Annotated in this window: 18 protein-coding genes and 1 pseudogene; 8 read left to right on the top strand and 11 right to left on the bottom strand. The window is 71.3% G+C overall.

Annotated elements, in window-relative coordinates:
* Nucleotides 1–176 precede the first annotated feature (176 nt).
* Entirely contained in the window at nucleotides 177–725 is a 549-nt protein-coding gene (locus ACY34I_RS26495; RefSeq protein ID WP_148795943.1) for a hypothetical protein, read from the bottom strand.
* 131 nt (nucleotides 726–856) lie between these two features.
* On the opposite strand from ACY34I_RS26495, the gene ACY34I_RS26490 reads away from it, so the two are divergent.
* Nucleotides 857–1513 (top strand): response regulator transcription factor, encoded by a 657-nt coding sequence (locus ACY34I_RS26490; protein ID WP_187413434.1) that lies wholly within the window; start codon nucleotides 857–859, stop codon nucleotides 1511–1513.
* Nucleotides 1510–2778, top strand: coding sequence for a sensor histidine kinase (locus tag ACY34I_RS26485; RefSeq protein ID WP_462757725.1), 1269 nt, complete (start codon nucleotides 1510–1512; stop codon nucleotides 2776–2778). The genes ACY34I_RS26490 and ACY34I_RS26485 overlap by 4 nt, the downstream gene beginning before the upstream one ends.
* Before the next feature lie 126 nt (nucleotides 2779–2904).
* On the opposite strand, the gene ACY34I_RS26480 is transcribed toward ACY34I_RS26485, so the two are convergent.
* The gene (locus ACY34I_RS26480; RefSeq protein ID WP_462757724.1) at nucleotides 2905–3498 is read right to left on the bottom strand and encodes a PadR family transcriptional regulator; all 594 of its coding nucleotides are present in this window, start codon (nucleotides 3496–3498) and stop codon (nucleotides 2905–2907) included.
* A gap of 53 nt (nucleotides 3499–3551) precedes the next feature.
* Here ACY34I_RS26480 and ACY34I_RS26475 point away from each other — a divergent pair, with 53 nt between their 5' ends.
* Nucleotides 3552–4229 carry a DUF998 domain-containing protein gene (locus ACY34I_RS26475; RefSeq protein WP_462757723.1) on the top strand — a complete coding sequence of 226 codons (678 nt, stop codon included), beginning with the start codon at nucleotides 3552–3554 and terminating at the stop codon, nucleotides 4227–4229.
* A gap of 150 nt (nucleotides 4230–4379) precedes the next feature.
* Here ACY34I_RS26475 and ACY34I_RS26470 read toward each other — a convergent pair whose 3' ends face one another.
* The 3 genes from ACY34I_RS26470 to ACY34I_RS26460 are packed head-to-tail and all read right to left on the bottom strand — an operon-like array spanning nucleotide 4380 to nucleotide 6574.
* Complete coding sequence (locus ACY34I_RS26470; protein ID WP_462757722.1) at nucleotides 4380–5237, bottom strand: ABC transporter ATP-binding protein; 858 nt, start codon at nucleotides 5235–5237, stop codon at nucleotides 4380–4382.
* Nucleotides 5234–5920 carry a FadR/GntR family transcriptional regulator gene (locus tag ACY34I_RS26465; protein WP_462757721.1) on the bottom strand — a complete coding sequence of 229 codons (687 nt, stop codon included), beginning with the start codon at nucleotides 5918–5920 and terminating at the stop codon, nucleotides 5234–5236. The genes ACY34I_RS26470 and ACY34I_RS26465 overlap by 4 nt, the downstream gene beginning before the upstream one ends.
* A 12-nt stretch (nucleotides 5921–5932) precedes the next feature.
* Complete coding sequence (locus tag ACY34I_RS26460) at nucleotides 5933–6574, bottom strand: NAD-dependent epimerase/dehydratase family protein (protein ID WP_462757720.1); 642 nt, start codon at nucleotides 6572–6574, stop codon at nucleotides 5933–5935.
* Between the two features lie 260 nt (nucleotides 6575–6834).
* On the opposite strand from ACY34I_RS26460, the gene ACY34I_RS26455 reads away from it, so the two are divergent.
* From ACY34I_RS26455 to ACY34I_RS26445, 3 genes and pseudogenes are all read left to right on the top strand, one after another.
* On the top strand, nucleotides 6835–8526 hold the full coding sequence (locus tag ACY34I_RS26455; RefSeq protein ID WP_462757758.1) for a 2-isopropylmalate synthase: 1692 nt from the start codon (nucleotides 6835–6837) through the stop codon (nucleotides 8524–8526).
* A gap of 9 nt (nucleotides 8527–8535) precedes the next feature.
* A pseudogene (locus ACY34I_RS26450) lies at nucleotides 8536–8673 on the top strand (helix-turn-helix domain-containing protein); the annotation flags it as partial.
* A gap of 107 nt (nucleotides 8674–8780) precedes the next feature.
* Nucleotides 8781–8999 (top strand): integrase core domain-containing protein, encoded by a 219-nt coding sequence (locus ACY34I_RS26445; protein WP_462757719.1) that lies wholly within the window; start codon nucleotides 8781–8783, stop codon nucleotides 8997–8999.
* Here the strand turns inward: ACY34I_RS26445 and ACY34I_RS26440 are convergent.
* From ACY34I_RS26440 to ACY34I_RS26420, 5 genes are all read right to left on the bottom strand, one after another.
* Complete coding sequence (locus tag ACY34I_RS26440) at nucleotides 8996–9316, bottom strand: GYD domain-containing protein (RefSeq protein ID WP_148795958.1); 321 nt, start codon at nucleotides 9314–9316, stop codon at nucleotides 8996–8998. The two genes, ACY34I_RS26445 and ACY34I_RS26440, sit on opposite strands and share 4 nt — an antisense overlap.
* Nucleotides 9317–9390: 74 nt before the next feature.
* The gene (locus ACY34I_RS26435; RefSeq protein WP_148795960.1) at nucleotides 9391–9612 is read right to left on the bottom strand and encodes a hypothetical protein; all 222 of its coding nucleotides are present in this window, start codon (nucleotides 9610–9612) and stop codon (nucleotides 9391–9393) included.
* 28 nt (nucleotides 9613–9640) lie between these two features.
* The gene (locus ACY34I_RS26430; RefSeq protein WP_462757718.1) at nucleotides 9641–10231 is read right to left on the bottom strand and encodes a dihydrofolate reductase family protein; all 591 of its coding nucleotides are present in this window, start codon (nucleotides 10229–10231) and stop codon (nucleotides 9641–9643) included.
* A complete protein-coding gene (locus ACY34I_RS26425) occupies nucleotides 10228–10683 on the bottom strand; it encodes an SRPBCC family protein (protein ID WP_462757717.1) in 456 nt (151 codons plus the stop codon). The genes ACY34I_RS26430 and ACY34I_RS26425 overlap by 4 nt, the downstream gene beginning before the upstream one ends.
* Nucleotides 10680–11015, bottom strand: a complete 336-nt coding sequence (locus ACY34I_RS26420; RefSeq protein WP_462757716.1) for an ArsR/SmtB family transcription factor — start codon at nucleotides 11013–11015, stop codon at nucleotides 10680–10682. The genes ACY34I_RS26425 and ACY34I_RS26420 overlap by 4 nt, the downstream gene beginning before the upstream one ends.
* Before the next feature lie 186 nt (nucleotides 11016–11201).
* Here ACY34I_RS26420 and ACY34I_RS26415 point away from each other — a divergent pair, with 186 nt between their 5' ends.
* Both ACY34I_RS26415 and ACY34I_RS26410 read left to right on the top strand, forming a co-directional pair.
* Nucleotides 11202–13127 (top strand): metallophosphoesterase, encoded by a 1926-nt coding sequence (locus ACY34I_RS26415; RefSeq protein WP_462757715.1) that lies wholly within the window; start codon nucleotides 11202–11204, stop codon nucleotides 13125–13127.
* A gap of 133 nt (nucleotides 13128–13260) precedes the next feature.
* Entirely contained in the window at nucleotides 13261–16533 is a 3273-nt protein-coding gene (locus ACY34I_RS26410; RefSeq protein WP_462757714.1) for an ATP-binding protein, read from the top strand.
* A 72-nt stretch (nucleotides 16534–16605) separates the two neighbouring features.
* Here the strand turns inward: ACY34I_RS26410 and ACY34I_RS26405 are convergent, their stop codons facing one another.
* Nucleotides 16606–17490 (bottom strand): NAD(P)-dependent oxidoreductase, encoded by an 885-nt coding sequence (locus tag ACY34I_RS26405; RefSeq protein ID WP_462757713.1) that lies wholly within the window; start codon nucleotides 17488–17490, stop codon nucleotides 16606–16608.
* Nucleotides 17491–17567 lie beyond the last annotated feature (77 nt).

Below are 17567 nucleotides of genomic sequence, written 5' to 3'. Positions count from 1 at the left end.
GCGCCGGCGGCGACGGCCGCGCCCGGCGGACCCGGCGGCCGGCGCGGTGGCGCCGGCGCCCACGGGGCCTGCTTCTGTTCGCGGCTGCGGGTCTTGCAAACCCGGCTCACTCGCGCTCACGAGCGCTGCTTCTGTTTGCGATTGCGGGGCTCGCAAATCCGGCTCACTCCTCGCGCTCACTGTGTCCTCTTCATCAGCAGCGGCGCGCCGTCCTGCCGGCACTTCTCCATCGCGGCCTGCACCGTCGGGTTCTTCGGGTCGAAGCCGTCGCCGGTGAGCTCGATGGCGCCGTCCGGGCCCGGGTCCGGGAAGTCCGGCACGCCGTTCTCCCGCATGCACCGGGCGAGCTGCCGTACCTTCTCCACCTGCTCCGCGTCGAGCTTGATCTCCTTGCCGCCATTGGGCATCAGGCTGCGGCACTTCTCCATGGCCGCCTGTCCCTTCGCCTTGTCAGCTCCGTCCGGCATGCGGATGCGGACCTTCCCGTCGGCGATCTCGGGGTCCGGGAAGTCCGGCAGCCCGTTCTCCCGCATGCACTTGGCGAACTCGCGCTGCCGGTCCTCGTCGCTGACCGGGACGACGCTGGCGCTGGGCGAGGCACTGGCCGCACCACCGCCGGCCGTGGCCACCTGCTCCCCGTCCGAACCGGCACGCGCGCAGCCAGCGAGCGCGAGCCCGCACAGCAGGGGCAGGACGAGCAGTGTGCCCGACATTCGTCGGCGCATCGCACAACTCCTTCCTCCGGGCCGGCGCGAATCGCCGGCCGATACGGACGAGTCGACCGCAGCGGCGGTATCCGGGGCGTAACCGTCGGTGTTAACGCCGTGGTTATCCGCGGCCGCGTCACCATGGGTGGGTGCGAGTGCTTGTGGTCGAGGACGAGACGCTGCTGGCCGACTCCATCGCCGAGTGGCTGCGCCGGGAAGCGTTCGCGGTGGACGTCGCCTACGACGGGGACGCCGCGCTGGAACGGCTCGGCATCACCGACTACGACGTCGTGGTGCTCGATCGGGACCTGCCGGTGGTGCACGGTGACGACGTCTGCCGGGCGGTGGTGGACAGCGGCGGCGAGACGCGGGTGCTGATGCTGACCGCCGCCGCGGCCGTCCGGGAACGGGTGGCCGGCCTGGCCCTCGGCGCCGACGACTACCTGGTCAAACCGTTCGCGCTGGTCGAACTCTCCGCCCGGGTGCACGCGCTGGCCCGGCGGGCCCGCCCGGCCGCCCCGCCGAAGCTCAGCCGCGCCGGCATCGTGGTCGACCCGGCCCGGCGCGAGGTCTACCGCGACGGCCGGTACGTCGCGCTGTCCCGCAAGGAGTTCGCGGTGCTCGCCGAACTCGTCCGGGCCGGCGGGACGGTGGTCTCCGCCGAGGAACTGCTGGAGCGGGCCTGGGACGAGCACATCGACCCGTTCACCAACGTGGTACGGGTGACCGTGATGAAGCTGCGCCGCAAGCTCGGCGACCCACAGGTGGTCGAGACGGTGCCGGGAGTGGGGTATCAGATCCGGTGAAACGACTGACCATCCGGGCCCGCCTGACCCTGGTCCACGGCGGCCTCCTGCTGCTCGCCGGCGTGGTCCTGCTCGGCGTCACGTACGTGCTGGTCGACCAGCGGATGCGCCAGCCGCTGGCAGACGTCAAGACGCAGGTCGTTCACGCGGACCCGTTCGGCAAGCTGCCCACCTCCGGCGCGGCCGAGCAGGTGCGGGTCCTGATCCAGGAGGCCCAGGACGAGGCGAAGCGGACCGCGCTGGAGTCCCTGCTCACCCAGGGCGGGGTGGCGCTGCTGCTGATCTCGGCGGTCGCCCTCGGCTTCGGCTGGTTGATCGCCGGGCGGGCGTTGCAGCCGCTGCACCAGATCACCGGCACCGCCCGCCGGATCGCCGCCGCCGGCGCCGCCGGTCGGGGCCTGCACGAGCGGATCGCGCTGCGGGGGCCCCGGGACGAGGTGCGGGAACTGGCCGACACGTTCGACCTGATGCTGGAGCGGCTCGACCGGTCCTTCGACGGCCAGCGGCGGTTCGTCGCGAACGCGTCGCACGAGCTGCGTACGCCGCTGGCGCTCAACCGGTCGCTGCTGGAGGTGGCGATGTCCCGGCCGGGCGCCTCCGCCGAGCTCCGGCAGCTCGGCGAGACGCTGCTGGCGATCAACGAACGCCACGAACGGCTCATCGACGGGTTGCTCACCCTCGCCGACTCCGAGCAGCAGGTCGTCGACCGTACCCCGGTGGACCTCGCCGAGATCGCCCGGCACGTCCTCGACCAGGCCGCCGGTGCGCCGGAGCTGACCGTACGCCGGCAACTGGCGTCCGCCGCCACTGCCGGCGACCCGGTACTGCTGGAGCGGCTGACGCAGAACCTGGTGGAGAACGCGGTGCGGCACAACCTGCCGGCTGGCGGCGAGATCGACGTCAGCACCGGCCTGGTCAACGGCTGGGCCACCCTGGTGGTCGCCAACACCGGACCGGTGGTGCCCAGCTACGAGATCGAAACCATCTTCCAGCCGTTCCGGCGGCTGCACCACGACCGCCTGGCCGGCCCCCGGCCGGCCGCCGAACGCCGCGGCGCCGACGACCGGGCCGGTGCCGGACGCGGTTTCGGGCTCGGCCTGTCGATCGTGCGCGCGGTGGCCCAGGCGCACGGCGGCGCCGTGCACGCCCACCCGCGAAACGGCGGTGGGCTGGTGGTCACGGTGACCCTGCCACCGCTGGGCGCGCTGGTCCCCGCCCAACCGGCGCGACCGCTGCCCGCCATGACGCGCGGGCACCGGGCGTGAGTTCGTGCCACCGGAACAGCGGTGCACGCCGCCGTTGATCTGCGGCGTTCCTTGTCGGCCTCCCGTCCCGGGAGCTGTTCAGCTGACCGGCTTCGGTCGACGGCGTCGCGGCGGCCGAGCCCTCGTTCAGCCCGGCCAGACCGGCGCGCCGTCGACGAACGGCCAGGTGATCCGTTCGGCGCGCAGGTCCTGGATCAGGGTGCGGACGTACGCCAGCTCCGCGGCGACGACCTGACGTTGGTATTCCGACTCGATCGCGAACAATCGGGGCAGGAACCGGCCGACCTCGGTGATCTCCTCGTCGAGTGCGGTCAGCCGCTCCGCCAACCGGTCCGCGCGGGTGGTCAGCGCGTCGAGGGCGTCGGCGGGGGCGAGGTTCGGCAGGAAGGACAGGGCGGCCGGGAATTCCGGGTACTCCGGGGTCGGGGTGGAGAGCATGGCGCGCAGCCACTCACCCAGGGCCGCCCGCCCGCTGTCGGTGATGCGGTACGTCGTGCGTTCCGGCCGGTTCTCGGCGCGTTCGGTTGACTCCACCGCCACCAGGCCGTCCCGGACCAGCCGCTGGATCGTCTGGTAGACGCTGTTGCGCTGGCTGACGTTGACCACGTCGGCCTTGCGTCGTTCCTTGATCAATTGCTGCATCCGGTACGCGTGCATCGGTTCCTCGGTGAGCATCGACAGCACGGCCAGCGCGAGCACGGAGCGGCGTGGTTGGTTCACCGGCCGAGCCTAACGCTTGACACACTCATAGTCATAATATGTATAGTCAATCCATGACTACGATGACGATCCCTCGCCTCCACGTCTCCCGCTCGACCCGGCGGCTCGCCCTCGGGGCCGTGGTCGGGCCGGTGCTGTTCACCCTCGCCTGGCTCGTCCTCGGCATCCTGAGCCCCGGCTACACGTTCTTCGGTCACCGCTTCACCGACTACTCGCCGATCAGCCAACCGATCAGCGGCCTCGGCCTCGGAGTGACCGCCCCCTACATGAACATCGCCTTCGTCGTCACCGGACTGGTCCTGGCCGTCGGCGTGGTCGGCGTGTTCCGCGCCGTCCCGCCCAACCGGCCGGCCCTGCGGCGCTGGTCGGTCGCGCTGCTCGCCTGCACCGGGATCGGTCAGGTCGTGTGCGGGATCTTCAACCTCGAGGCCGCGATGCTGCACTCGCTCGGCTTCACCCTGGCCGTCGGCATCCCGATCGCCGCCTTCCTCGTCGCCGGGTGCTACCTCCGCGGCGTCCCCGGGTGGCGACGGTTCGGCACCCTGCTACTGCTCGGCAGCCCGTTGACCCTGGTGCTCCTGGTCGCCTTCTTCGCGACGTTCCAGCCGACCGCCGACGGCGCCGAGCACGGCATCGCGGGACTCGTGCAGCGGCTGCTGGTGCTGCAGGTGCACGGCTGGTTCGTGGTCATGGGCTGGCTGGCGTACCGGCACGATCCGATCGGTGAGTGAGACCCCCAGGCGGTGCTCGCACAGGACCCAAGACCGCGGCAGGTGAAGCCCTAGCTGTTGCGGGCCAAGACGTTGTTGACATCCAATCTTGGTGGCGTGCGTGTGTGGGGGCCCGCCCGTGAGTTCTTCAGCGCCTCTGCGGCCTACGGCTCAAGTCGAGTAAACCTGGGTCTTAGCTCTTGCGACCGGGTACTTCCCGTCGGCTGAATTCGCTCGCGCGAACCATCGCCTTCCGTGCTGGCCGACCTGGATGGGGTAGGTGAAGGCGAGCGACACGTACTCGGTGGTGAGGACGTCTGCTGCTGGACCGGACCTGACGATGCGTCCATCGTTGAGGAGGACGGCGTGTGAGGTGCTCGGCGGAAGCTCCTCGAGGTGGTGGGTGACCAGGATCGAGGCGAGTTCGGGGTGAGTATGTTCGAGTGCTGCGATGGTCGCCAACAGCTGCTCGCGCGCAGCCACGTCGAGACCGGTGGTCGGCTCGTCGAGGAGGAGCAGATCGGGCTCGCAGATAAGTGCGCGGGCGATCAGGGCGCGGCCGCGTTCACCCTGCGACAACGTCGGCCACTTTGCCTCGTACTTCCCGGCCAGGCCGATCTGCTCGATCAGGGCATCGGCGGCGCGGACCTGAGAGGGTGTGGGCTGCCAGCGCAGCGGTAGCTCGATTGAGCCGGTCAGTCCGGTCAGCACCACCTCACGCAGCGCGAGCGGAGAGGTCAGCGGGTGTCGTGGATTGACATGACCGATGGAACGGCGCAGTGCTTGTAGCTCAACACGCCCGAGCCGGTAGCCAAGGACGTCGACCGTCCCGGAGGTGGGATGCGTGAGCGCACCGCAGAATCCCAGGATCGTGCTCTTGCCAGCACCGTTAGGGCCGATCAGCGCCCAGTGCTCACCCGGATGTACGGCGAAGCTGATCGAGTCGAGGATGGTCTGCTCGCCGCGCCGGAACGTGACCTCGGCGAGCTCGATGACGGGCCGTGCGTGGGCGACGCTGCCGTTGGTCACGCCAGGGCCGCCTTTAGTGAGGTGAGGTGGGTACGGCTGAGCTGGGCGGCCGTGGCTGACTCGCGGTCGATGATGGCCTGCACGAGTTCGGCATGTGCCTCCTGGTCGTTCCCAGACGCGTCGGAGTCGCACGGGGTGCCGGCTGGCTGCAGGTTGAGCATGTCGATCATCGCCCGGCGGACCCGTGGCACGAACCCGTCGAAGAGTTCCAGCAGGACGTTGTTGTGGGCCGCGGCCACGACGGTGCGGTGCAGTGCCATGTCGGCATCGACGTACTTCTCAGCGCTCTGCCCTGCTGTGACGCGTTGCGCGAGGGCCCGTCGCATTGCTCGTATGTCCGATGCGGTACGCCGCTGAGCCGCGAGCGATGCCGCCTCGGTTTCGATGGCGATGCGGCCCTCGATGACCGCGGCGATGTCTGCTTGTCGTAGTACCAGGTCCCAGTCCTCGTTGACGTCGAGCGCCGTGACGAACACCCCTGCACCCTGCCGGGTCTCGAGAACGCCACGCCCGGCCAGTTGTCGGATCGCCTCGCGAACCGTCGATCGGCCGACGCCGAGCTGGGGGCCCAGCGTCGTCTCGCCGGGGAGCTTCGCGCCGAGGTGCCACTCGCCCGCGCGGATCCGCTCGAGAAGGAGTTGCGCAGCCTGGTCAGCCAATGAGGTTCGCTGTACCTGCTCCATGAGCCGTCCCTCTCAGTCCGAGGTGGCGGTGTCGTCGGTGATCGTGTGGATCCCGCTGGGCCGATCCAGCACGGCGACCGTGCGCTCCGCGGCGGCATCGATATGGATGCGGGGGCCGGCGGGCGGGGCGTCGGGATAGAAAGTCTCAGGTCCGTAGAACTGGCCGTAGCGCAGTACGACGCCACCGAAGCCGAGAATGGCTTCCTCGAGCGCCCGGACGGCCTCAGCGCCGTTGCCGGGTGGCAGCTCCCAGGCAACGCTCTGCGCGAGGAGTCGTCCGCAATCCGCGGCAGTGGCTGCAGCGATGAGGTTGCGCGTCCCCTCGATGCGAATGCGTGCGTTGTCTGCCCGTCGAGCCGGAAGCTCCTCGGTGGTGTCAGGCAGGTCGGTGAGCTCATGGAGGACCAGGTCGGGTCGGAAGCCCTTCACCGCGGTCGTGAGCGCGGCGGCGTCGTAGACATCGCACACCACGGGCTCTGCACCGAGCTCCTGGACCAGCCCCGCCTTCGACGCGGTGCGGGTCATCCCGGCCACGGTGTGACCGGCGCGGGTGAGCAGAGGCAGTAAGCGCGATCCGATCACGCCGGTCGCCCCGGCGACGAACACTCGAAGTGCTGGAACGTTGGACGAAACAGTCGCTGGCTCGTCATTCATGATGAGAACCCTACCTGTCTACTTGTCTGAGGAGTTGTGCTAGCGTGACTAGGTGCTGATCCAGCAGGTGCTTCTCCTTCGCTGCCACGGCGGGGCCTAGTCGAACCGGCTCCCCACCGTGGAGTCGAGACGTGCGCCGGTTCATCTCCCAGCCTCGATGAGAAGGAACCGCCAGCATGTCCAGCTTTCCCACGATCGCCACGCCCTCAGGTCCTGTTCCGGATGCCGCTCCCGCCTGGAACCGCCAGCGGGAATCGCAGATGCCGTCGTACCGTTACCGCGACGTCTACGCACGCGTCGAGATCCCCCTCACCGACCGTGACTGGCCCAGCCGCCGCCTGACCAAGGCTCCGTTGTGGGTGCCGGTCGACCTGCGTGATGGCAACCAGGCACTGCCCGAGCCGATGGATCCTGGGCGCAAGCGCCGGTTCTTCGAGCTGATGGTGGCGATGGGCTACAAGGAGATCGAGGTCGGCTATCCGTCGGCGTCCCAGACGGACTTCGACTTCGTGCGCCTCATCGCGGAGTCCGACATCGCGCCCGAGGACATCACCATCGTGGTCTTCACGCCGGCCCGTCGCGACCTGATCGAGCGAACGGTGGACTCGATCCGCGGCATCCCGAACCAGGTCGTGATCCACATGTACACCGCCACCGCCCCGACCTGGCGCGATGTCGTGCTCGGTCACCCGGCCGACGAGCTGAAGGAGCTCATCCTCCGTGGCGGTCGCGACGTCCTGGCACTCACCGACGGCATGCTGAACGTGAGATTCGAGTTCTCGCCCGAGGTCTTCAATCTCACCGAGCCCGACTACGTCCTCGACATCTGCGACGCGATGACGACGCTGTGGGACGCGACGCCCGGACGGCCGGTGATCCTCAACCTGCCGGCGACCGTCGAAGTCGCGACTCCGAACGTGTATGCCGATCAGATCGAGTACATGCACAAGAATCTCTCCCGCCGCGACAGCGTGATCCTCTCGGTCCACCCGCACAACGACCGCGGCACCGGCATCGCATGCGCGGAGCTTGCGGTGCTGGCCGGCGCGCAACGTGTCGAAGGCTGCATCTTCGGCAACGGGGAGCGCACCGGCAACGTCGACATCGCGACCCTGGCGCTGAACCTCCATGCGCAGGGCATCGACCCGATGGTCGACTTCTCCGACATCGACGAGATCCGCCGTACCGTCGAGCACTGCAACCAACTCGAAGTGCACCCCCGCCACCCCTACGTCGGCGACCTCGTGCACACCGCCTTCAGCGGCACCCACCAAGACGCCATCAGGAAGGGCTTCGCCGAGCACCGGGACCGGGCCGCGGCCGAGAACCGCACGGAGCGAGAAATCGAGTGGCGAGTGCCCTACCTGCCGATCGACCCCGCTGACATCGGACGCAACTACGACGCGGTCATCCGCGTCAACTCCCAGTCCGGCAAAGGCGGCATCGCCTACCTCCTCGAAGCCGAGTACGGCATCGAGCTGCCCCGCCGTCTCCAGATCGACTTCGCACGCCGGGTGCAGGAATGCGCCGACACCACAGGTCTCGAGATCGACCCGCCACAGCTGCTCAAACTCTTCGAATCTGCCTACCTGACTCCCGACACCGATGACATCGAGCTGATCGACCTCCAATCCGGGAGCCACGATGGCACGAGCCGCACGGATATCCGCCTGCGCATCGACGGAGTGGAACACAGCGGCACCTACGACGTCGGCCCTGTCGAAGCCACCGCCCGGTTGCTCGAGGAGCAGCACATCGGCGTCGAGATCCTCTCCCTGCACCAGTCCTCGCTCACATCCGGGAACGACAGCGACGCGCTGACCCTCATCGAATACCGCAACAGCGGCGGCACTCACTGGGCCGCCGGGCGAGACCGGTCCGTGTTGACCGCCAGCGTGCGCGCGGTGCTCAGCGCCGCGCTCGCCACCGCCGGCACCCTAACGTCGGCCTGAACCGCTGTCATGGTGCACAGCAACGCGCCCCTCACGCCAACAGGCCGACGCCGACTTGTCGAGCGATGCCGTACTCGACCGGTTGCGCACGTCGCGGCCGAGATGGGAATCTCTCGGGCGACAGCGTCGAAGTGGGTCAACCGGTGGCTCGGCATCACGCATCGCCTTCGAGCTTCATGCAGCCGGGGTGGATATCAGCCGGCGGACGGTGACCCGACATCTGGCAGCGCTGGGACTGAACCACCGCAGATTCATTGACCCCAACGGGGAGTCGAATCGCGAGCCGCAGAAGATCGTCGCCCGCCGCCCTGGGCACATGGTGCACATGGACCTCAGAGGACCAATGCCGCGAAGCCCTTGGAGTCTGGAACATTCACTACAACTACCACCGGCCACACAGCGCCGCGAACGGAGAACCGCCAGCGTCACGACTCGCGACCGGCGTCAGCAACGTCCTGGCCTCCTACACCTAGCGGCCCGGCGGCTCGTAGGGGGGCTCTGCCCGGGTCGCCCTGTCGATCTCCTCGGGCGTCAGCAGCGGGATCACCCGGGTGTCCACCCCGCCCGCCGCCCGGATGGCGATGGCCAGCGCCGCGGCGCTCTTGTGGTCCGGCAGGTCACACAAGACGTAGGTGTCGTACTTGTCGAATGAGAAGTGAAGCGAGTCCATGTGCCCGCCGTTGGCCTCGATCGTGTTCCGGACGACCTGGGCGCGTCTGGTCCCACCGTCGCTGATCAGCCCCTTGATCCCGTCGATGGTGTAGGTCGACTGCAACAGGAACTTGGGCACCTCGACATCAACTCCCCGATGCGCTGGCGGCTCTCGGACCGCCGCCAGCGCCTGCTCGAATCAGGCCCGGAAGCTCAACGCGTCCCCTGGCGTTGGACCCGCTCCCCACCCTCGACCCTCGCCCGGCCCTGGTCACGTTCGGTGCCCGAGGTCCCGGTCGCCGCCCGCAGGTGCCGCCGGTCCGGCGAGTGCTCCACCTCCGAGCCCTGCCGGCCCCGCGCCCCGCTGCCCGGATTCCGCCCGGCGCGCGCCGACTCGCCGCCCGGATCATGCTTGTTCCGCTTGTGGCTACCCATGCGCCGGGCGTACCCGCTCCGCCCGCCGCTAGTCCTGCGTCCCCGCGGCGCGCTCGTAGTGCAGCAGCAGCGAGCCGGTGCTGGTCGGCGTGCAGCGGGTCAGCGCGAACGAACGCAACGCGCCGTCGGACGGCCAGATCGCCTTGCCGCCGCCGAGGCGCACCGGGTCGACCATCAGCCGCAGTTCGTCCACCAGGTCCTCGGCGAGCAGGGCGGCGGCGAGCCGGGCGCTGCCGATCAGGTGCAGCTCACCCCCGCCCGACTTGGTCAGCTCGGCGACCGCGGGCACGTCCGGCAGCACCGACGAACCCGTCCACGCGGGGGCGGAAAGGGTCGACGACACCACGTATTTCGGCTTGCTGTTCAGCGGGTCGGCGACCACCCGCTCCGGCCCGGTGACGTGCGGCCAGTGCGCGGCGAACCGCTCGTAGGTCGACCGTCCGAACAGGAACGCCGATGCGGCGTTCAGGTTGTCGACCACCCACTGCCGGGAGGTGTTGTCGAACCAGCGCAGGTGCCAGCCGCCGTGCGCGAAGCCGCCGCTGGGGTCCTCGTCGGGCGCGCCGGGCGCCTGCACCACGCCGTCCAGGCTCATCCATTCGACCACCACGAGCTTCATGCCGCCACCTCCGCGAGCTTGTCCAGCGCCGATTCCCAACCGGCCGCGACGTTCGCGGCCACCTGCGGCAGCGCCGCCGCCAGCTCCGCCAACCGCTCGTGTACGAGGGTGAGCGCGGTCCGGCCGTCCGGCTTGCCGTCGAGGGTGACGGTGAGCAGGGAGTCGAAGTGCGGCGCGTCGGTGCGCTGCGGACCGACGAAGCCCCACCGCCAGACGATGCGCCGGTCCTGCTCCAGCTCGACCAGTTCGCAGTCGAAGCCGCCGACGTCGGTGCCGGCGTCGGTGTGCCAGATCCGGTACCGACCGCCGACCTTCGGCTCGACCTCGGCGCGGACCACGTCCAGCCCGCCGGGCGCCATCCAGCGGCGCAGCAGGTCGGGGTCGAGCCAGGCCCGGTAGACCTTGTCGGGTGGGGCGGAGATGTCGCGGTGCAGCCGGACGACGGTGCTCATTCTTCGGTCCCTTCTTCGGAGAACAGCGCTTCCAGAGCGTCGAGGCGCTCGGTCCAGTGGCGCTGGTAGAAGTTCAGCCAGGCGGAGGCGGTGGCGAGCGGGGTTGGCTCCAGCCGGCAGACGTGCCGCCGGCCGGTGACTGTCCGTTTCACCAGGCCGGCGCGTTCCAGCACCTGGATGTGCTTGGAGGCGGCGGCCAGGGACATGGCCAGCGGTTCGGCCAGCTCGCCGACCGTCAGCTCCCGCTCGGCGAGCCGGCGCAGCATGGTGCGGCGCGCGCCGTGCGCGAGGGCGTGGAACACGTCGTCCATCCCCACCGGATCCTCAACCATGTGGTTGACGATAGTCCTCTGCCGGCCAACGTTCAACAGATTGGTTGAACTTCTTGTTCGGCCCCAGCTCGTCCGCCGGCGTTGTCGCCGAGTTCACCTTCAAGATCGCCAGGGTTCCTAGCCTGACCAGGGCCTGAGGCTGTGCCCGTACGAGCGGCACTGGCTCACCGAACCTTGGAGGGACACATGATCCTGCAACGCCCCCATGGCCGGGCGTTGACGGTCTTCGCCGCCACCGGACTGCTCGCCGGCCTGCTGAGCGGGCCGGCGTACGCGCAGGGCGCGCCGCCCGCGACCTCGGTCCACGACGGCGCCGTCATCCGTGGCGTCACCACCGTCTACGCCACCGGTTCGCCGCTGCCCACGTTGGACCTGGACGGCGGTCCGCTCAACGCGGCCGGGGTATCGAGCCTGCCCGCCACCCTGCGCTTCCAAGGGGAGGGCATCCAGAGCGGATCCCAGCGGCTGCTGAACTCGGTCTGGCTCAACGGCAAGCTGGTGACCCTGATCAACAAGGACTACCTGGGCTACGCCACGGCGGAGATCCCGGTCCCGGCCGGCTACCTGACCGCCGGGACCAACACGCTCACCATCCGCGCCGGCAGCTCGATCTCGCCCACCGATCTCACCGCGAACCACGACGACTTCACCGTCCGCAACGTGCGGATCACCACCCTCGACGGTACGGACATCGCCGATCCCGCGATCCCGCCGACCCGGGCCGTCTCGCTCGGCGACGGCTACCCCGGCGGCAACGCGACCGAAGCCCAGGTGACCGCCAACTTCGCGATCACCCTCGACGAGCCCCGGGCGCACGGCGTCGCCGCGGCCGTGGACACCCGCCCGCTGCCCGACGGCCCCCACACCCTCACCGCGACCTCGGCCGGCACCGCCACCGTCGTCCGGTTCCTGACCGACAACACCGGGCCCGTCGTCACCGCCACCACTCCCGCCGACGGCGCCACCGTCACCGGGGACCGCATCGAGGTCACCGTGTCGGCGACCGACAGCGTCTCCGCGGTCGCCTCGGTGACCGCCAAGCTGGACGGCCGCACCATCCCCGTCCCCAACTCCTTCCCGACCGGCAACATCCCGGCCGGCGAGCACACCCTCACCGTCACTGCCACGGACGCGGCCGGCAACGCCAGCACCCGGAACGTCACCTTCCGGACCCCGGCGCCGACCATCGCACCCGGCGCCTACGACCGCGGCCAGATCCGGCCCGACCGCGCCATGGCCGGTCCGGACGTGGCGCGCATCGTGGCCGCGGGCGACATCGCCTGCGCGGCGACCAGCCGCACCACCCCCACGACCTGCCAGCAGGCCGCCGTCGCCGACACGGTGCAGTCGCTGAACCCCGACGCCGTGCTCACCCTCGCCGACAACCAGTACGACGTCGGCACGCTGCCCGCGTTCCTCGCCTCCTACGACAAGTCGTGGGGCGCGGTCAAGGACATCACCTACCCGGTCGTCGGCAACCACGAGTACGCGCAGGCCTACTACCCGGGCGCCCGCGCCGACGGCTACTTCGACTACTTCAACGGGGTAGGCGCGCCGGACGGGCGGGCCGGCGACCGGGAGAAGGGCTACTACTCGTACGACGTCGGCCGCTGGCACGTGGTAGCGCTCAACAGTGAGTGCGGCGTGGTGTCATGCTCCCCGGGCTCCGCCCAGTACGCCTGGCTCGAGCAGGACCTCCAGCAGCACCACAACATGTGCACGCTGGCCGTCTGGCACAAGCCGGTGCACACCGGCACCTTCCGCGGCGGCATCTACGGAAACCCCGACAGCAATTCGCTCTACGAGCTTGCCGACCGTTACGGGGTGGACGTGATCCTCAACGGGCACGACCACAGCTACCAGCGGTTCGCGCCGCAGGACGTCGACGGCAACCCCCGGCCCGACGCGCCGCGGGAGTTCATCGTCGGCACCGGCGGTGTCGGCTTCCACGGCACCCCTGACCAGGTCCCCAACCTGGAGGTCGCGCAGGGCGACACGTTCGGGGCGCTGGAGCTGACCCTCAGGCCCACCGGCTACGACTGGCGATTCGTACCGATCGCCGGCAGCACCGGCGGCTTCACCGACTCCGGCTCGGCGTCCTGCCACCGGTAGCCGCCAGGCGCCGTGACCCCGCCGACCGGCATCCCGGTCGGCGGGGTCAGCCGGCAGGGAGAGCCGCGGAGCAGGAAGGCCACCGGCCGGGTGTGATCCCGGTGTCGGACCGGTCCGCTACCGTCGGAACGTCATGGAGCCGCGGTTGGGCGAGGCGATCATCGGGCGGGAGCACCCCGTCGGGCTGCTGCGCGCCGAAGTCGACCGGGTGGCCGCGAGCCACGGCGGCCTCGTCCTGGTCACCGGCGAGCCCGGCATCGGCAAGACCACGCTGGTGACCGCGGCGGCGGAAGCGGCCCGGCGGCGCGGCGCGCTCGTGCTCGGCGCCGCCTGCTGGGATTCCGACAGCGCACCCGGCTACTGGCCGTGGGTGCAGGTGCTGCGCGGCCTGCGTCGCGCTCCCGACGAGTGGACCCTCGCGCGGGAGGCCGCCGAGCCCGGGCTCGCCGTGCTGCTCGGCGAGACCGTCAACAACGACGGCGGCACCGACGCCGGGGACGACGGGGAGCGGGAGGAGTTCGCGCTCCACGACGCGGTGACCACCGCCCTGGTCGCGGCCTCCCAGCGCCGGCCGGTGGTGGTCGTCCTGGACGACCTGCACTGGGCCGATCCGGCCTCGATGCGGCTGCTCCAGTTCGCCACCCAGCACACCTGGTTCGAACGGCTGCTGCTGATCGGCACCTACCGCGACGCGGAGGTCGAGTCCGGTGACCACCGGCTGCGACCGCTGCTGATGCCGCTGACCGCGAAGGCCACCACCATCACCCTCACCGGCCTGTCCCGCGACGAGGTGGCCGCGCTGATGGCCCGCACGGCGGGCTGCGAGCCCGACGCCGGTGTCGTCGACGAGGTGCACCGGCGCACCGGCGGCAACCCGTTCTTCGTCGAGCAGACCGCCCGGCTGTGGCGCGCCGACGGCCAGGTCAGCACCATCGCTCCCGGCGTCCGGGAGGCGGTGCGGCGGCGGCTGGCCCAACTGCCCGCCCCGGTGGTCGAGGCGCTCACCGTCGCCGCCGTGCTCGGTCGCCACTTCCACCGCCAGGTCCTCGCCGCCTGCGTACCCACCCCGGCCGCGCAGGTCGACCGGCTCCTGGACCGCGCGGTGACCGCCCGGCTCGTGGTCTCCCGTGGCGGCGGCCGGTTCGCCTTCGCCCACGACCTGGTCCGGGAAACCCTCTACGACGGGCTGCCCGACGACGAGCGGCGCGCCCGGCACGCCACCGTGGTCCGGGCCGTCGACCACTCGGCGGCGCTCGCCGACCGGCTGATCCCCGCCGACCTGGCCCGCCACGCCTGGCTCGCCCGAGCCGACCTCGACCCGACCCGGGCCGCCGACCTGCTGGTCGCCGCCGCCCGCGACGCCGGTGGCCGGCTCGCCGTGGAGGAGTCCGCGCAGCACTTCCGCCGCGCGCTGGAGGTGGCCAGGGAGCCGACCCAACGGGTCAGGATCATGGTGGAGCTCGCCCAACTCCTGCTCCACCTCGACGGTGACGAGGCCCAACGGCTGCTCGCCGACGCCGCGGCGGTGGCGCTCACCCTCGACGAACCGGTGGTGCTGGCCCGGGTCGCGCTCACCGTCCACCGGCAGCAGACCTTCACCGGCCGCCGGACCGACGCGGAGGAGCTGCTGCGCGAGGCCTATCGACGGCTCATCGGCGAGCCCGACGGCAGCGTGCCGCTCAGCACCGTCGTCGCCGACCTCATCACCGCCACCGAGACGCTCGCCCGCCGCGGCCAGGACGACGAGGCGCTCACCTTCAGCCTGTGGGCCCGCCACGACACCACCTGGGGGCTCGGCACCGCCGCCGACCGGGCCGCGCTGACCGCCGAGATCCGCGACGTCGCCCGCCGCAGCGGCGACCGGGAGACCGAGCTGTGGGCGACCTCGCTGCGCTGGGTCGCGCTGCTGGAACTCGGCGACCCCCGCTACCACCAGGAGCTCACCGCGTTCGTCGCCGCCGGCCGCGCCGGTGACGTCGCCCGCCACCGGATGGCGGCGGCCATCGACGGCGCCGTCATCTCCGGCTTCCGGGGCGACTTCGCCGAAGCCGACCGGTGCTTCGCCGAGCTGGCCGACTTCGGCGAGTGGGAGCACTCCGACACCGCGTTCCTCAACCACCACCTGCGCTGGGCGCGGCTGCTGCTGCAGGGCCGATTCGACGAGATCGACACGCTGCTCGCCGCGGTGGACCCGACGGACTGGTTCTACCTGGAGCTGGTCCGGGCGATCACCGCCGCCGAGCGCGGCGACGGCGAGACCGCCGCCCGGCTGACCGCCGGCATCGAAGCCGCCGACACGACGTACAACCGTGGGGTGTCCCCGCTGTGGCTGCGCCTGCGCGCGCAGGCCGCCGCCGCGACCCGCGACCCGGGCCGCTGCGTGCAGGCGCGGCAAGCGCTGGCGCCGCACCGGGGCCAGTGGATGGCCGCCCTGTTCGGCTGCGACCTCAGCGGCCCGGTCGACCACTGGCTGGCCGTCGTCGACGCGGCGCAGGAGCGCTGGGACGACGCGATCGCCGGGTTCGCGGCGGCCCGCGACGCCGCCGACCGGATGGGCGCGCGACCGTGGTCGCTGATCAGCCGCGCCGCGCTCGTGGAGGCGCTGACGGGGCGCGGTCGCGCGGGCGACGCGGAGGCCGCCGCCCAGCTGCGCCCCGCCGTGACGGCCGAAGCGCGGGCGCTGGGCATGACCCAGGTGCTGCACCGGCTGGGCGTCCGGGCTGCCCACGGCACCGATCGCGGCGGCGACCCGGCCGAGCTGGCGGCCGCGACGGTCGGCGCCCGTGGCGGTTCGACCGCACCGCCCCGGCCGGGCAACCCGTTCGCCGGGGCCGCCGCCGCGCCCGCGGCGCCCGTCGCCGCTCACGAGTTCCGCCGCGACGGGGCGGTGTGGCGGCTCGCCTACGCCGGCAGCGTGGTGCACCTGCCGGACGCCAAGGGCCTGCACGACCTGCGCCTGCTGCTGAGCCGCCCCGGCGTGGACGTACCCGCCGTCGAACTGCTCGACCCCGCCGCCGGGCCGGAGCTGGTCGCCGCCCGGCGCCTCGGCGCCGACCCGGTCCTCGACGACGAGGCCAAGGCCCGCTACCGCCGCCATCTGCAGCGGCTCGACGACGAGATCGACCGAGCCGCCGAACGCGGCGACGAGGCGAAGGCGGCCGCCCTCGACGCCGAGCGCGCGGCGCTGCTGGACGAGCTGCGCGCCGCGGCCGGGCTGGCCGGCCGCAGCCGCCGGCTCGGCGACGAGGCCGAGCGGGCCCGCAAGGCGGTCACCGCTCGGATCCGCGACACCCTGCGCCGGCTCGACGACCGGCACCCGGCGCTCGCCGACCACCTGCGCGCCACCGTCTCCACCGGCAGCTCCTGCCGCTACCTGCCGCCAGAGCCCCTGCCCTGGCAGCTGTAGGCGGTGCCACACCGGCTGCCGGGCCGGCCCGGCAGGCCGACGCGAGTGGGACGCAGATGGTCGCCGGGGCGGTCAGCGGCGCCCCAGGACCTCGGCGACCCGGATGAACCCGTCCGTGCCGTGGCCCAGCCCGATCGTGCGGCGGGCCATGCCCTCCACCGCCCGCATCACCCCCGCGTCGATGCCGTGGGCCTCGGACGCGTGGACGATGTGGGCCATCGACGACGCGGCGGAGGTGATCGGGTTGATCTCACCGGAGTAGGTCCCGTTCTCCACGTCCTCGGCGAACTGCTCGAAGAGCGGCGGGATGATCGCCCCGATGCCCTTGGCGAACGGCGCCAACTCGCGTGCGCTGACACCCTCCGCCCGTGCCACCGCCAGCGCGTGCGCGTAGCCGGCCATCGCGGTCCAGAAGATGTCGAGCAGTGCGATGTCGTACGCCGCCGCCCGACCGATCTCCTCGCCGAGGTGGGTGTGGCTGCCGCCCAGCGCGTCCAGCACCGACCGGTGCTGCTGGTAGAGCCCCTTCGGGCCACTGTGGATGAAGACCCCGGCCGGCGTCCCGATGGTCGTGGCCGGGGTCATGATCGCGCCGTCCAGGTAGCCGATGCCATGGGCGGCCGCCCAGTCGGCGGTGTCCCGGGCCCGGGCCGGCGTGTCCGCGGTCAAATTCACCACCGTGCGCCCCTTGAGCGCGTCGGTGACCGCCTCCGGCCGGAGGATGGCGTCGCTGGCGTCATAGTTCACCACGCACACCACGGTCAACCCGCTCGCCGCAACCGCCTCCTCCGCCGATCGCGCGTCGGCCGCGCCCCGATCGACCAGGGCCCGACCCCGGCCCGGCGTCCGGTTCCAGATCGTCGTCCGCACGCCGGCCGCCAGGAAGGCGCCGGCCAGTGCCCGACCCATCGGGCCCAGGCCGAGCACGGTGACAGACTTTTCGGTGTCCGAGGACATGCCCTCAACTGCTTCCTATTAACACTCATTGTTGAGTGGTTGGGATGTTTCGCTCTCCGCCCGGGATGGTCGGGCTA

Source organism: Micromonospora sp. RTBAU3-60 (assembly GCF_054963695.1).
The sequence above is the reverse complement of the archived record's forward strand: the minus strand, read 5'-3'. Positions and strand labels throughout refer to the sequence as shown.

Coding starts and splice junctions, on each gene's coding strand:
- ACY34I_RS26410 (WP_462757714.1), top strand. CDS start 13,261: ATGGAGCCGCGGTTGGGCGAGGCGATCATCGGGCGGGAGCACCCCGTC.
- ACY34I_RS26430 (WP_462757718.1), bottom strand. CDS start 10,231: ATGAAGCTCGTGGTGGTCGAATGGATGAGCCTGGACGGCGTGGTGCAG.
- ACY34I_RS26420 (WP_462757716.1), bottom strand. CDS start 11,015: ATGGTTGAGGATCCGGTGGGGATGGACGACGTGTTCCACGCCCTCGCG.
- ACY34I_RS26465 (WP_462757721.1), bottom strand. CDS start 5,920: ATGGAGCAGGTACAGCGAACCTCATTGGCTGACCAGGCTGCGCAACTC.
- ACY34I_RS26405 (WP_462757713.1), bottom strand. CDS start 17,490: ATGTCCTCGGACACCGAAAAGTCTGTCACCGTGCTCGGCCTGGGCCCG.
- ACY34I_RS26495 (WP_148795943.1), bottom strand. CDS start 725: ATGCGCCGACGAATGTCGGGCACACTGCTCGTCCTGCCCCTGCTGTGC.
- ACY34I_RS26475 (WP_462757723.1), top strand. CDS start 3,552: ATGACTACGATGACGATCCCTCGCCTCCACGTCTCCCGCTCGACCCGG.
- ACY34I_RS26435 (WP_148795960.1), bottom strand. CDS start 9,612: ATGGGTAGCCACAAGCGGAACAAGCATGATCCGGGCGGCGAGTCGGCG.
- ACY34I_RS26455 (WP_462757758.1), top strand. CDS start 6,835: ATGCCGTCGTACCGTTACCGCGACGTCTACGCACGCGTCGAGATCCCC.
- ACY34I_RS26460 (WP_462757720.1), bottom strand. CDS start 6,574: ATGAATGACGAGCCAGCGACTGTTTCGTCCAACGTTCCAGCACTTCGA.
- ACY34I_RS26425 (WP_462757717.1), bottom strand. CDS start 10,683: ATGAGCACCGTCGTCCGGCTGCACCGCGACATCTCCGCCCCACCCGAC.
- ACY34I_RS26415 (WP_462757715.1), top strand. CDS start 11,202: ATGATCCTGCAACGCCCCCATGGCCGGGCGTTGACGGTCTTCGCCGCC.